At 68.2% G+C, this 13,371-nt stretch carries 10 protein-coding genes; 4 read left to right on the top strand and 6 right to left on the bottom strand.

Annotation, left to right across the window (positions count from 1 at the left end; genetic code table 11):
* The 5 genes from VN520_RS32585 to VN520_RS32605 form a co-directional block, all read right to left on the bottom strand.
* Nucleotides 1–1,132, bottom strand: a 1,132-nt coding sequence (locus VN520_RS32585; RefSeq protein ID WP_325750539.1) for a hypothetical protein, incomplete at its 3' end; no start/stop codon positions are given.
* Nucleotides 1,133–1,167: 35 nt separating this feature from the next.
* Nucleotides 1,168–1,509, bottom strand: coding sequence for a hypothetical protein (locus VN520_RS32590; protein WP_325750540.1), 342 nt, complete (start codon nucleotides 1,507–1,509; stop codon nucleotides 1,168–1,170).
* Nucleotides 1,510–1,563: 54 nt separating this feature from the next.
* On the bottom strand, nucleotides 1,564–1,725 hold the full coding sequence (locus VN520_RS32595) for a hypothetical protein (RefSeq protein WP_325750541.1): 162 nt from the start codon (nucleotides 1,723–1,725) through the stop codon (nucleotides 1,564–1,566).
* A gap of 297 nt (nucleotides 1,726–2,022) precedes the next feature.
* Nucleotides 2,023–2,256: a hypothetical protein gene (locus VN520_RS32600; RefSeq protein ID WP_325750542.1), complete on the bottom strand. Its 234-nt coding sequence runs from the start codon at nucleotides 2,254–2,256 to the stop codon at nucleotides 2,023–2,025.
* Nucleotides 2,256–2,441 carry a hypothetical protein gene (locus VN520_RS32605; RefSeq protein ID WP_325750543.1) on the bottom strand — a complete coding sequence of 62 codons (186 nt, stop codon included), beginning with the start codon at nucleotides 2,439–2,441 and terminating at the stop codon, nucleotides 2,256–2,258. The genes VN520_RS32600 and VN520_RS32605 overlap by 1 nt, the downstream gene beginning before the upstream one ends.
* 366 nt (nucleotides 2,442–2,807) lie before the next feature.
* Here VN520_RS32605 and VN520_RS32610 point away from each other — a divergent pair, with 366 nt between their 5' ends.
* On the top strand, nucleotides 2,808–3,218 hold the full coding sequence (locus tag VN520_RS32610; RefSeq protein ID WP_325750544.1) for a hypothetical protein: 411 nt from the start codon (nucleotides 2,808–2,810) through the stop codon (nucleotides 3,216–3,218).
* 186 nt (nucleotides 3,219–3,404) lie between these two features.
* Nucleotides 3,405–5,930 (top strand): DEAD/DEAH box helicase, encoded by a 2,526-nt coding sequence (locus VN520_RS32615; protein ID WP_325750545.1) that lies wholly within the window; start codon nucleotides 3,405–3,407, stop codon nucleotides 5,928–5,930.
* A gap of 112 nt (nucleotides 5,931–6,042) precedes the next feature.
* On the opposite strand, the gene VN520_RS32620 is transcribed toward VN520_RS32615, so the two are convergent.
* Entirely contained in the window at nucleotides 6,043–9,693 is a 3,651-nt protein-coding gene (locus VN520_RS32620; RefSeq protein ID WP_325750546.1) for a hypothetical protein, read from the bottom strand.
* Nucleotides 9,694–10,729: 1,036 nt separating this feature from the next.
* On the opposite strand from VN520_RS32620, the gene VN520_RS32625 reads away from it, so the two are divergent.
* The gene (locus VN520_RS32625; protein ID WP_325750547.1) at nucleotides 10,730–11,797 is read left to right on the top strand and encodes a bifunctional DNA primase/polymerase; all 1,068 of its coding nucleotides are present in this window, start codon (nucleotides 10,730–10,732) and stop codon (nucleotides 11,795–11,797) included.
* Nucleotides 11,794–13,362 (top strand): phage/plasmid primase, P4 family, encoded by a 1,569-nt coding sequence (locus tag VN520_RS32630; RefSeq protein WP_325750548.1) that lies wholly within the window; start codon nucleotides 11,794–11,796, stop codon nucleotides 13,360–13,362. Before VN520_RS32625 ends, VN520_RS32630 begins: the two co-directional genes overlap by 4 nt.
* The last annotated feature ends 9 nt before the right edge of the window (nucleotides 13,363–13,371 follow it).

A 13,371-nucleotide genomic window follows, 5' to 3' on the forward strand; every position in this document is an offset into this window, starting at 1 on the left:
GTCGGCCCGATGATCGGGTTTGGGCGTCGGCCCCGATGATCGGGCTGGCCGGTTGGGGGGCGTGATCGGGGTGCCGAGTCGGGGGCAGTGAATCGTCGTCGGGGTGGACGCCCGTCGGGGTGCCCGATCGGGGGCGTGCGGTCGCGAGGTGGAGAGGCACCGCGGCTTCGCCCTCGATGAGCGCCTCCGTGAGCGCGTGCAGTCCGACGTGATCCCCGAGGCTCATTCCGTCTGGCGGCTGGATCGCCCCGTACCGGACGGCAGTGATGAGGGTGGTGCGGGCGCGCCACTCGGACCAGCGGGTGGCAGGGCCACGGCGCCGGCGCGGGTTGCGGCGGTTGGCCCGGCTTCCGGTGACACTGCCGTGCCGCCGGCGCTTGGCGTTGGCGATGTGCCGGGCGACCTTCGCGAGACGGAAGTCGCGGTCCAGGGCGCCGAGGTCGGCGGTGTGCGGAGCGGCCAGCCCGAGGCGCACGAGGAGCCGCCGCAGGGTGATGAGCGAGTGAACCTTCTCGACGCCGGTCGCACGCCGTTCGGGGGCGAGACCTCGCTCCCAGAGGAAGCCCGCGATGACGGGTGCTGCCAGACGTGCCAGCACCGCAACGAAGACTTCGCCCGCGCTCAGGCCGTTGTGGTCGGCGACGGCCACTTCGATCGAGGCGAGGATCGCGGAGACGGTGACCGCGACCCACATGGCGATCCCGTCGGCTCCGGAGGGTTCGCCGGCCAGGATGTTCGCCCGGGCCCGGATCCCGGAGATGATGATGGTGCCCTCGACCATTCCGACCGCGATGAGTGCGCCGAGGTTGACCCAGTCGGTAGGAACTCCGGCGAGTTTCACGCTGTTCTGGGCGATCGGCCACATTCCGAGGAGCGCGGCGAAGGTGGCGATGCTGGCAAAGATATAGGTGCCGATATCGGCTACTCGCCTCGCCCGGTGAACGCGAAGAGTCCTTTCTCGCTCTTCGCGTTTTCTGCGCTGGTCCTCGCTTTCGTCGAGGGGGCCAGGGGTGTTGGTCTTGTCGCGGGTGAGGACTTTGGAGATGCCGATGACCGCACCGAGTCCGAGGATGACGACCGCCACAAGAACCACGGGGGACGTGGCGAGGCTGGTCAGGTTGATGCCGGACACCGGCGTGCTCCTTTACTGGTGTGCGTGGGGTGTGCTCATGGGGCCGGAGCGGTGTCCGCCGCCGGGTCGGGGATCCAGGGGTGGGTCACCCGGTTCGGGCAGGGGCCCCAGTGCTGGCGGTGGTTGTCGAGGTCGCCGTGGTCTTCGGTGCAGTGGGCGTTCGTGCACGGCACGGCGACCACTCCGCGCCCTTCACAGTCGGGGCAGTGGGTGGCGAGGGCGGCGCGGTACATCTCCATGCGCAGCCGGCCGACCGAGGCCCACGCCGTCGCCTCCGGGAAGTCGCCGTTCGTGATGGAGTCGAGCGCGAGGGAGTGCGCTCGGCGAGCAAGGTCGAGCAGGCGGTCTGGAGTGTGTTCGCCGCCATGGGTGGTCATCGGTGTTCATCTCCTTGGGGCGGGGCCATCAAGGCCCCGCCCCTTGTCGGGTGTTCAGGTGCGCTTGCCTCGCCTGCTGGGCTCGTCGAGCTTGCGCAGGACGCCGATGCGGCTGGCGGCCTTGGAGGCTTCGCTGCGGACGGCAGCGGTTCGGGTGGTGGTGATGTTGGCGGAGGACCGTCGGGGGCCCGGGTTGAAGTACCGGTCCCAATCCATCAGCCGCGCCTCCAGCCACGGAGCCCACGACGGCCCGGGTCCGGCTCGCGGCGCCCGGTCTCCCGGCCGCGCTCGGACGCCTCCCAGCGGGCACCCGCGTCGGAGGCTGCCCTTGCGTTCCTCGGTGCCCGGCCGCGGAAGGTGCTGCCGCCGGAGGATCCGTGTCGGCCCGGGTTGGAGAAGCTGAAGTTCAGCGGAGCCATCACGCGCCCCTTCCGTTGAGGCGGCCGGTCTGCCGCTCCGCCGCTTCGGCGGCCTGGCGCGCCTCGTCAGCGCGCCGCTTCTGCTCCGCGTACGTCATCGGCGGCCACCGCCCTTCACGCGGAAGGCGCAGGTCTCGCCGAGGACGCAGGCGGCGCAGACCTTGGCGGCCGCCATCTTGTCGGCGGACTTCGGAGTGCCGCTCCCGCCGAGCCGCTCGAACAAGTCGACCCTGCTGGCGCAGGCCGCGCGTCCTGCGTCGGAACGCGGGACCGTGCGGACGGCCTTGAGGGTGCGACGGCTCAGAGTCGTGATCGGATCGGCGGCCATCAGGCGCCACCGAGGCCCAGGCCGAGACCGATGCGGTCCCTTCGGCGGCTGAACTCGGCCCGGCGGATCTCAGCGGCGCGGCGCTGCTCGGCACGGGTGAGGAGCCTGGGTTTCTCGTCGTCGGGGTGGGCCGGGTGTTCGAAGGCGGCATACCGGTCGCCTTCGGTGGCCGTAGAGTGCTGCATGTTCCGTGCTCCTCGCTGACTGAGGTGTGCGGACGGTCCCCGGGGTCTGCTCCCGGGGGTGGAGGGCCCTTCGTCCAGCGCTGCAATCGCTGGGTGCGGAGGGCCCTTTGTGTGCCCTGAGCGGGCGCAGCTCCCGCACATCCGTGGTGGCATGCGCGGGACTGAATCCGTTCAGTTCAGCGGCCCGCCCATGAGCGGGCCGTTCGTATGCACTCTGTGCAGTTCTGAAGCAACGTGGCTCTGAGGCCCGGCAGTTGATCTCTGCCGTCATGGAACGTAGCGCAGAAACTAACGACGTCGCAATACGACATCGTTAGTTTCTAACGCTGTCGTGAGATTTGCAGGGTGACGCGATACGCTGCGACGATGCGCGCCATGACAATGGAGCCGCCGACGATGCCCACCTACGAGCGGGAGCTCGCCGTCGGCCGCCTACGCGGAGAGTGGGGAGATGTTCTGGCGCTGTCCTGCAACGACACCCTCACCGGCCCCAGACCTCAGCTCGTCACCCGCCACAACAGGCCCGCCGCGGTGATCGTTTCGACCGGCTGGTACGGACAAGCGCGCAACGCTCTGGGCGCTGCGCCGGAGGTCCAGCTCTTCAGCTCGGACAACGCTCGGACCGAACTGACGCGCATCCTCACGGACGTGGCAGAGCACGGCCATCACATCGTGATCAAGGTGGACCGGTACGAGGTCGTTGCCTTCGTGCCCGTCTCCTGGCATCAGCTCGCCGTGCAAGCACTCGCCCACACGAGCACCACCTCCGAGGACTGATACGCCGGCTGCCGCCCGGCCCCCGAGCCGCCAGGCGGAGCACCAGCGCACAGCAGCTTCCGGGGGCGCCTTCGCCAGTCCGGGTCCGCCTCCTCGAAAACGCCGCGACCGGCCGACGGCGCGGTGGAAGATGTCCGGTGGCAGCAGCCACTTCCCGGGCTGCGCCGCGTGGAGGGGGAACGGACCATGCCACTGGACCTGAGCCGCGTAGGAACCGGGCGCAGCGAACCGCTGCTGCGGCCCCGGGACATCTACGCCGCACTGCCTCGCCGGCCGTGGCCTTACCTGCGGCATGAGCAGGGCGAGGTACTGGAGAAGTGGTTCGGGCGACGCGAACGCCGCGACGTGGTGATCAAGCAGAACACCGGCGGCGGGAAGACGGCGGTCGGGCTGCTGATCGCGCGCAGCACCCTCAACGAGGGAGTGGGAGCCGCGGTCTACCTCGCACCGGACCGCTATCTCGCCGCGCAGGTCCGGGCAGAGGCCGAGTCGATGGGGCTGGCCGTCACCGACCGCGTCGACGACCTGGCGTTCCGGGCCGGGCAGTCCATCTTGGTGACCACCTTCCAGAAGCTGGTCAACGGGCAGTCCGTGTTCGGCGTGGTCGGTGACAGCCGGGAGAAGCTGGACGTCGGCATCGTCATCGTCGACGACGCGCACGCTGCACTCACCACGACGGAGGCGCAGTTCCGTCTCACCGTGCCCGCCGGCCATGCCGCATACGAGGCGCTGAGTGCTCTGTTCGCATCCGAGCTCCAGGCGCAGTCCCCCAAGGGCTGGGCGGACATCCGGGCGCACGACCACACCGCCTCGGTGCCCGTGCCGTTCTGGTCGTGGATCGGCCAGCAGCAACGGATCATGGACATCCTCCACCCCCACGCCGGGGAGGAGGGCTTCAAGTTCACCTGGCCGCTGATCGCGGACGTGCTGCACCTGTGCTCGGCGACCGTGACCAGCCAGGAGATCCAGATCAGTCCCCCGTGTCCGCCGATCGCGATGATCCCCGCGTTCGCGGGAGCGCGCCGGCGCGTCTACCTCACGGCCACGCTCGCGGACGACAGCGTGCTCGTCACCGACCTCGACGCCGCACCGAACGACGTGCAGCAGCCGGTGACGCCGGGCAGCGCGGCGGACCTCGGCGACCGGATGATTCTCGCGCCCGTCGCCCTGAACCCTCAGCTCGACGAGGAAGCCGTCCGCCAGCTGGCCCGGCAGTTCGCCGACGGTGACCGGGACGGCGACGGAACGGCCGAAGCGCAACCGGTCAACGTGGTGGTCCTGGTCCCCAGCACCCGGGCGGCCGCGCCGTGGCGGTCGTACGCGGACGTGGTCGTACACGCCGGAGAGCTGCCGAGCACCGTGCGCGCTCTCAAGGACGGGCGGGTCGGACTCGTCGTCATGGTGAACAAGTACGACGGCGTCGACCTCCCACGGGAGGCCTGCGAACTGCTGATCCTCGACGGCGTACCGCGCCCGATGGACCCGACCGAACGCCGGGAGGCCGCGCTCCTGTCGGGCAGCCCCACCCTGCTGGCCCGGCAGATCCAGCGCATCGAGCAGGGCATGGGACGCGGAGTACGCGACAGCGAGGACCACTGCGCTGTACTGCTCCTGGGCAGCCAACTCGCCGTCGCTCTGCACGACCCGAAGCAGCGGGCCCTGTTCTCACCGGCGACCCGCGCCCAGATCGACCTGAGCAGCAGCCTCGCCGAGCAGCTCACCGGCAAGGGGCTGGACGGAATCCGGGAAGCGATCGGCCTGTGCCTGAGCCGGGACCCGCAGTGGCGGGCACTGAGCCGTGAAGCACTCGCTGCCGTCCACTACGCCCCCACCGGAACCGTCCGGGACGAAGCCATCGGCGTACGCGAGGCGTTCAACCTCGCGGCGACCGGCCGCTACATCGACGCGAGTGACCGGCTGCAGAAGGCCATCGGCATGGTCAGCGACCGCGCGGTACGAGGCTGGCTGATCGAACAGCGTGCCGCGTACCTGCACCACGTCGAACCCGCGGCCGCGCAGAAGCTGCTCTCCAAGGCCCTGGACGACAACCCGTTCGTCCTCCGCCCCACCGGCGGAGTCACCCCCGCCCAGCTCCGCCCCGCGGCTGTTCAGGCGGAGGCAGCGGCAGCGTTCCTGTCCGAGACGTACGCCGACGGCACCGCGCTGCTCCTAGGCGTGCAGGCGCTGCTTGAGGAAGTGGTGTGGGGAGACCCGGAGCGTTCTGACGACGCCGAGCGCGCGTGGGAAGCCCTGGGGCGCCATCTGGGATTCGCCAGCTCCCGCCCGGAGAAGATGTACGACACCGGGCCGGACAACCTGTGGGTACTCGGCGGCGGCCGGCACGCGGTGATCGAGCTGAAGACGGGTTGTGTCGCCGAGACGATCGACAAGCACGACCTGGACCAGCTGGGCGGCAGCGTCCGCTGGGACAAGCAGGCGTACCCCGAGGTCACCCAGCAGCTCCCCGTGATCGTCCACCCCAGTCGCACGCCGCACTTCCAGGCGATCACCGTCGAAGGGATGCGGGTCGTCACCCTGGAGCGGTGGGAAGCGTTGGCGACCGCGGTGCGCAGCTGGGCAGAGGCGCTCACGCACGGCCAGCACCGCTGGGGTAACCCGCACGCTGTTGCCGAGCAGTTGGCCCACCACAAGCTGACCGCTGGGGCCCTGTTCTCGACGTTCGCTCAGGCGCCTGGCGCCGCAACTTCCTGAGGGCTCGCCGGGTCGCGGGCCCGCCGCGCGGCCGCGTAGGACCGCGCGGCGGGCGGACACGAGGGGCTTCGGTGCTCCGGGAGGAACGCCACGCCGGGCAGGTCAACGGTTCTCACCTGCTGGGGCCGGGGTTCCACCCGACGTCCGGCTCCGTGGTGCTGCCCAGTACCGCGGTGAGGTGGCTGATGCTGGTGAACGCGACACCCGGGTCGGCGGTGAAGGCGGCCGGGTCGATGTTGCGGGTGACGAAGATCGGGACGAGCTTCCAGTCCTGTGGAGTGTCCACTCCGCATGCCCGCGCTGCTGCCTCCGTATGGGCGGAGAGGACCTGGGCCTTCGCCAGGAGTTTCTTGCGGTAGCGGACGAACCGGTCGAGATGCTGGGCGACGCTGTGGCTGCTGATCGCCCTGTGAGGGTTCTTCGCCTCGACCACCCAGAGCCGTCCCCGGGCCGGATCGGCGACCAGCAGGTCAATCTCACCCGGCAGTCCGGGGATGCCGGCGCGTGCTGCCGGTCCGACATCGAAGCGGGGCCGATGCGGCAGGCCGGCACGCGCTGCCGCATCGGCCAGGTCCGTCTCGAGCTGGTTGTTCTGCTGCTGGCGGTAACGGTCCAGAAGGTCGGCCACCTTCGGCGGTGTGTCGGGCCGGGGCAGTCGGCTGTCGCTCAAGGAAGCGGCGTAGAGCTGCTGAGCGGTGTGGACGAGCCAGGGCGCGATCAGGATGCCGTTGGCATGAGCGATCAGAGGGTGGGTCGTGGGCCGGATTCGCCGTTCGACCTCGGCGTAGGCATGTGCGTGCGTCGCGGTGGCGTTGCCGCTGTGGAGGAGGAGCTGGTCGACGGCGGCCAGGATTTGGCCTTCTGGCAACTGGGACCAGGCGGCGGCCTCGCGGGCTATGTCCTCCCTGCTGGTCGCGGCAATGCCGTCAGCCTCGACGGGCCAGTCAGAGGCGGTGGCGAGGACGGCGGCCAGGGCGTCGAGCCCGCAGCCCCACTGCGTGGTCAGCTCCCGGTCGGCGCGGGCGAGGGTGCTGCTGGCCGGCGGATTGAGACTCGTAAACTCGGTCGGAGTGCGAAGGGCGCGCCGGGCCGCGAACAGCTCCTGCGCGGTGATGGGTTGCGGGTCGGAGGACCGGGCGCGGGCGAGCCACGCCTGTTCCTGTGCCTGGCGGAAGGCGAGCGTGTCAAAGCCGAGGTGCCCAGCCTCGGTGGCCTCAGCCGGGTTCATCTTGGCCGCGGTGGTGGGGATCTCGAAGGTGAAGACGCCTGTGGTGTCGACAGTGAGCTTTACGGAGTGCAGTTTCCGGCTTGCTGGGACGGCCACCAGCGCGGTGCGCAGGAGAAGCTCGGTGAAGGCGACGAGATCAGCGACGGCGATGAGGTCGGCAGCCTGATCGCCTGCGGGCGGTGTGGCGAGGGCCTGTTGAAGGAGGGCCTGGAGGGCGGTGGTGATTGCGGCGCCATCGGTCTCCCGGCGGCGCGCCTCCTCTTCCCAGGTGCTCCCCTCAGCGCGGACGATTCCAGGAATGGCCTCCTGCTGGCCGCGGCTCCGTGCGGAGAGGGCAGCGTTGAGGTGTCGGGTCAGGGTCGGGACCAAGGCCGGACGGTAGGCACGGAGATGTCCGTCGAGTGCGCCCTCCAGGGCATGCAACAGCTGCTCGGCCGGGCCTCCCCGGCGCAACGCTTCGGCCCCGGTGAACGTGCCTGCCGGTACACCTGCGTCCCGCACGGCTTCAGCGGCCATGCGCAGTGCCCGAGCTCGGACATGCGGTGTGCTCGGCAGGTAGTGGGCCGGCGCGGCAGGTGGAGCGAACGGGTCGTTGCCGTACCAGGTGATCACCGGGACGGCAATGTCCCAAGCTGTGCTGAACGCGTCGGCTGCCAGACCACTGTCAGCGCCGTGGGAGGTGCGGATCCGGCTGATGGTCTGGTGCAGGATCCGGCCGAGGATGTGGTGACCGTCCTCGGCGAACCGCTCCAGAAGGGCGGGGTCGAGCACCAGGTCGATTCGGGCGGCCTGTTCGTCCACGCCGACTCTTACAGCCAGCGCGTCGGCTGGGACGTCCGTGGGGCGGCCCGCAGGCGGATCGTGAGGGGCGATGGTCTCGGTGAGGTGCAAGGTAACGGGTCGACGTTCAGGCAAGGTGAAGTGGCGTGTGAGGTCGGCGTGGCCGGCGAGGGTGCCGCGGATCCCGTCGGCGAGGCCCGTGAACGCGGTCTCGTCAAGCAGCGCACCTGGCTCGGGATTGATGGTGGTGACGATGATCAGCGGCGGGTGACTGCTGACGCAGACTCGCACCCTTCGACCTGGAGGGTTCTGTGCCAGGTCGGCCCACCGTCCTTCGCCCTGCTGCGCCACCATCAGGCGAGAGCCCTCCCAGTCGACCGCCTGTGGGAGCCCGGCCGAGTCCAGGAGTGTGTCCGTCGTGGCCCACAGCGCAGCGCGCTCCCACGACACGTCCCGGCCGTACGGTTCCACCAGGGCCACGCCCTCTTGTGACGGGCCAGGAGGCAGGAGAGTCGCCTGGGCGTGCCAAGTACTCCAGGCGTCCAGCACGTCGTAGTACGCGACGGCGTCCGCCCCAGGGTGCTGGGTGAGCTCCAGGACCCACAACGCAACCAGGGCCAGGTCGCCGCTGGCCGCAGCGAAGATCTCGGTGAGCTCCTCCACGTGGACGTAGACCGTGTCGGTGACCACCTCCCGGCCAAGGAAGCGGGGCCCCGCATAGACGACCAGCCGGCCCGTCCCGGACGGTGCCCTCAAGAGCTCGGCGCGCGCCTTCTCTACGAGTACCGCCAGATCGTCAGCGAGGCTGGCGACGACGGCGATCTCCAGGCGGTGCGACGGTGAGCTGATCCGGCATACCTCGTCAGGCTGGGTGGGTGCCTCCCGAAGGCCGAGGAGTCGTGCGACGCGTGTGACGGCGCGAAGGCGCAGGAACGACTGGGCATCATCCGGAATCGGGTGCCCCTGCAGCAGATCACCTGCTGCCGCGGCCGCAGCCTCCAGGGCAGTCGAGGCAGGAACCGGTTCTGCACGGCCGTCCACGCTCCTCACAAGCAGAGTCGGACCGAGCAGGGGGAGACCGGGTGCGTAGGCGAGAGGCAGCTCGGTGATGTCGCGGGTCAGGTAGGCGAGCGCAGCTGATGTCCGGTCCGGCTCCTTCATGGGGTCAGCTCCGGTCACATGGTCGGTCCCGATCTCGCCCGCAGCGGTCACCTCGGCGGCCGTGACCTCGCACGTGATCTGCTCGGGTACCAATTCGAGGTCAGTCGCCGGAGGCCACGTCGGCGACAGGTGCCTGACGGTGTGGTCAGTGTGACGCAGCGAGAGTTCAAGGACGTCCTGGATACCGAATCCGCGCACGCCCACCAAGTGCCCATCCGCGGCATCGGCGGTGTCACGGAGTGCCCGTAGAACCATGAGCGGATGGTCGAGCTCGCCAGGGTGAATCAGGTAGGACCTCTCCCCAAGCGTGAACCTCACCGCATCCGCCGGGTCGTTGGGTATCCAGCCGGTGGTGATGCCGCGCGCGGGGCCCGCTCGCAGAGCGGCATGGAGAACGCCAGGGAAGTCACCAGCGCCCGCCTGCTGCTCTTCCGCAGCGGGGCTGGTCAAGGCCCGGGTCCAAGCGAACAGCAGATGCTCATGCAGTCGGGCGCATCCCGGCGAGTCCAACGCGGCACGCAGCAGCGTCAGCACCGAGTCACGGGAGTACTGCCCCAGAGCCTGGTCCAGGAGCTGGGCGTCCTCGTGTGGCATCGATCGCCCTTCTCTCCGTAAGAGTTCGGGCCTCAGCCTGCCAGGCGGGCGGCGCCCTCGCCGGACTCTCTCTGCAGATCGCTCCCGCGCACACGGCCAGGGCAACTACAGAGGCTCGCCGCCCTGCCGGGACGGGCGGCAGCAGACGGCTGCAACTTCGTCCACCGGCTTCGTCTGCGCAGGGGCTCAAACGAGCCTGGGGGGCGGGGGCGGCCGCCTGGGCCCCTGTATGAGCCCGTCTGACCCTATGCAAAAGAGCAGGTCAGAGGGTTTTCCCCATCCTCACAGTGGCTGAAGGGGCTGAACTTCCAGGTTATGAAGGAACTTGCGGGCAGGCGTATGCGCGCCCGCGCGCAAGTGCTGAAGGGTCTGGTGTACGGACATAGATGCGCGCGCGGGCGCGCGCAGACATACATGCCCGCGCGCGCGTACGTGAGATGCTCCGGAGCGTGATAACTGGGAAGTTCAGCCCCTTCAGCCACTGATAGAGGAGTTAGAGGCAGTTTGACCTGCACAAATGCCAAGTTGCTCAAGGGCTGCGCTTAGACCCTGAGGGGCTAAAGGACAGCCCCTGCCTTACACAGAGGGCCCTGGTTGGTCGCGGACGGACTCCTCGAGGGCGCCAAACAGCTTCATGGAACGAGCTTCCAGTCAGTCGCTGCGTACCACAGCGCCCAGCCGCATGCGGCCGCCGGCGCATGCCGGAAGTCGAGCCCCTACGATCCCTCGCAAATCAACCAATAGAGCAATAAAAGGCGCATTGTAGGCGGTAACTTCGATCTGAGGCCTGCCGGTTGGGTTCAGACGCCTCGCAGCTCTTGGTACCGACAGGGGCGGAAGGGGCTGAACATGAGGCATTGCGCAAACTTCTAGCGCGCGCGTCCCAAAGCCTTGCCCACGCTGCGCTAGGCTCGCGGCAGCAGACGTGAGACTTCAGCCCCTATAGCCCCTGCCCGTTCCATCGAAGCAGCCCTGACCTGCGTATTCACCGATGACACGTGCGATGCCTACAGACCCTCAGCAAGGATCAGCAAGAATGTCCTGTCCTCCAGATTCCTCTGTGGTACCGCCAGGGCCGTCTCCGGTGGATACGGCGATCTGGTGCGCACAGAGGGGCTGGCCAGTACATCCACTGGTCCCTGGACGCAAGATCCCGGCTGCCAACTGCTCCCACTGTCGCGAGAAGCAAGATCACGCTCCCGCAGACTGTCCGTGCCTCCAAGCCGGCCGATGGTGCCACGGCTTTCACGCTGCTACGACCGACCTCGACCGCATCCGAGCATGGTGGGGCGCCCAACCTCGCTTCGGGGTAGCAGTGTCGTGCGGCCCGGCAAACGTAGTAGTACTCGACGTGGACGCGCACGCGAGCAAGCAACCGCAACGTGACCGACTTCTCCCAGGTATCCCCATTCATCCGTCAATTGACCTGACGGGCCTGGGGAACGGGTTCCACACGCTCGCACTGCTGGCCGCTTACCGTCGACAGCAGGACCCCTGCCATGACGACACGACCCTCCGGGTGGAGACGGCGTCTGGAGGCATGCACATCTGGTACTCGCTGCCGAAAGACCTGAGGCTGAGGTCCTCCCGGGGAGCGGACGCTACGACGGCATTGGCCTGGCAGGTGGACGTGCGCGCGGATAAGGGTTATGTCGTAGCACCCTTCACATGTACATCGAAGGGCACCTACAGGCCGTTGGGCGCAGTTCGGGTTCCAGCACCGCTCCCTCAGTGGCTGGCGAAAGAGCTGATTCGGACCGGTCACGGTATAGCCTCCTCGCCAGCTACCTCGAGCCAGACGATTCGCCCTCTGATTCGTCGGACCGAAGGACCCGTTGACGGGCTCAGAAGGCTGCTTGAGGACATCGAAGCTTGTGCTGCAGCAGACGAGGGGACCGGTTTCACCGGAAAACTCAACAAGGCCGCTTTCACCGCCGGAGGTCTAGTAGCGGCCGGCCGCCTCTCAAGGACCGAAGCAGTCGATCGTCTGACGTACGCCGCGGAAGCAGCTCGACCCCAGCAGCGGGTCAAGATCGCCCGGATCATCAGCGACGGACTCACGGCGGGGGCCATGCGCCCGCTTCATCTCGAAGGACGCTCATGAGTACCCCCAGCGACCGCACTCAGGTTGGCTTCGATCCAGAAGCCGTCGCTCAGCAGATGCTTGACCTCGACACACCGGTCGTCGGAGCTGACCGGCCCAACTTGCCGGTGCAGAAAGCGAGCCTCGAAGTCAGCGGGCCCACCAGCCCTCCGCCGAGCCGGCGGTCGGCAGGGGTCCTTCCGCACGATCTCACTGACCGAGCAAATGCGGAACTGTTCGCCTCCATGTACAGCGGGAAGTTCCGCTACGTGGACGGCAACGGCTGGTACGTCTGGGAGGCTGGCCGATGGAAGCTGCGCGGTGGCGAGGGCGCTGCGATCTGGGCCGCTGGGGACATGGCCGCTCAGATGCCCACCGTCGACCCGACTGGTGTGTTCTCCCAGCAGGATGTGGTACGCCACCGCCGCTACTCATCGTCGACCAGCGGCATGAAGGCGATGCTGCACCAGGCGAAGGCATCACCTGCCCTGTCACTGGACGCCAGCCAGCTTGATGGCGACCCGTATACGCTCTGCACGCCGTCCGGCGTGGTCGACCTCAAGACAGGCGAGGTCCGGACAGCCGATCCGTTCCACGATTTCAACTCCCGCTGCACCCGGGTAGCCCCTCTTACGCAGATGGAAACCCCGCGCTTCTTCGCCTTCCTCGCCGATACTTTCGGTGACGATGCTGACGGCAAGGAGATGATCGAGTACCTCCACATCCTGCTTGGGTACTCAATCACTGGCGACGTTGGCGCACAGGTCCTGCCCTTCTGCCACGGCGACGGCGCCAACGGCAAGAGTGTGCTCCTCGACCTGGTCGTGCAGATCCTCGGCGATTACGCACATGCGGCACCCCCTGGCTTCCTCATGGACCGTGGCGGCTACAACGAGCACTCGACGGAACTGACCGAGCTGTACGGTCGCCGCCTCGTGGTATGTAGCGAGTTGAAGGCCACGGACAAGTTCAACGAGGTGCGCATGAAACAACTCACCGGCGGCGAGCCGGTGACTGCACGCCGCATGAGGCAGGACTACTTCACCTTCGCGCCGACCCATCACCTCTGGCTCCTGGGCAACCACTATCCCGAGGTTGCCACGGGTGGTCACGCCTTCTGGCGTCGACTGCGACTGATCCCGTTCGAGCGCAAGGTCCCCGACGCCAAGAAGATCGACAACCTGGCCCGAATCCTGGTTGAAGAAGAAGGACCGGGGATCCTTGCGTGGCTCATCGAGGGAGCACGTCGCTTCCTCGCGACTCGAGCCCCTGGGGCCGATCGAGACAATCTTGACGGCCCCGAGAGGGTCCGTACGGCGACGGCAGGCTATGCGGCCACCGAAGACCACATCGGCCGGTTCCTCGGCGAGGCCACAGAGAAGCACCCGAGCGCGAAGGTGCTGCAATCTCAGCTCTACAAGCTCTACAAGCTCTGGTGCCAAGGAGAGGAAGAGAAGCCGGCCACTGGTCGTGCTTTCGCCGATCGAGTCCGGAAGGAGCTCGGGCTGAAGTCCGCAGAGGAGATGATCAAATCGAACGGTGTCCGGTTCTACCCGGGCCTGGCGCTGCGGACTGAGGACGAGTAGTCACGGAAC

The organism is Streptomyces sp. (assembly GCF_035563135.1).
In the GTDB taxonomy this organism is placed as follows: domain Bacteria; phylum Actinomycetota; class Actinomycetes; order Streptomycetales; family Streptomycetaceae; genus Streptomyces.

What these genes read in the sequence shown, in the direction of transcription:
- VN520_RS32615 (WP_325750545.1), top strand. Translation starts at nt 3,405, where the DNA reads ATGCCACTGGACCTGAGCCGCGTAGGAACCGGGCGCAGCGAACCGCTG.
- VN520_RS32605 (WP_325750543.1), bottom strand. Translation starts at nt 2,441, where the DNA reads ATGCAGCACTCTACGGCCACCGAAGGCGACCGGTATGCCGCCTTCGAA.
- VN520_RS32620 (WP_325750546.1), bottom strand. Translation starts at nt 9,693, where the DNA reads ATGCCACACGAGGACGCCCAGCTCCTGGACCAGGCTCTGGGGCAGTAC.
- VN520_RS32590 (WP_325750540.1), bottom strand. Translation starts at nt 1,509, where the DNA reads ATGACCACCCATGGCGGCGAACACACTCCAGACCGCCTGCTCGACCTT.
- VN520_RS32630 (WP_325750548.1), top strand. Translation starts at nt 11,794, where the DNA reads ATGAGTACCCCCAGCGACCGCACTCAGGTTGGCTTCGATCCAGAAGCC.
- VN520_RS32595 (WP_325750541.1), bottom strand. Translation starts at nt 1,725, where the DNA reads ATGGATTGGGACCGGTACTTCAACCCGGGCCCCCGACGGTCCTCCGCC.
- VN520_RS32610 (WP_325750544.1), top strand. Translation starts at nt 2,808, where the DNA reads ATGCGCGCCATGACAATGGAGCCGCCGACGATGCCCACCTACGAGCGG.
- VN520_RS32625 (WP_325750547.1), top strand. Translation starts at nt 10,730, where the DNA reads ATGTCCTGTCCTCCAGATTCCTCTGTGGTACCGCCAGGGCCGTCTCCG.
- VN520_RS32600 (WP_325750542.1), bottom strand. Translation starts at nt 2,256, where the DNA reads ATGGCCGCCGATCCGATCACGACTCTGAGCCGTCGCACCCTCAAGGCC.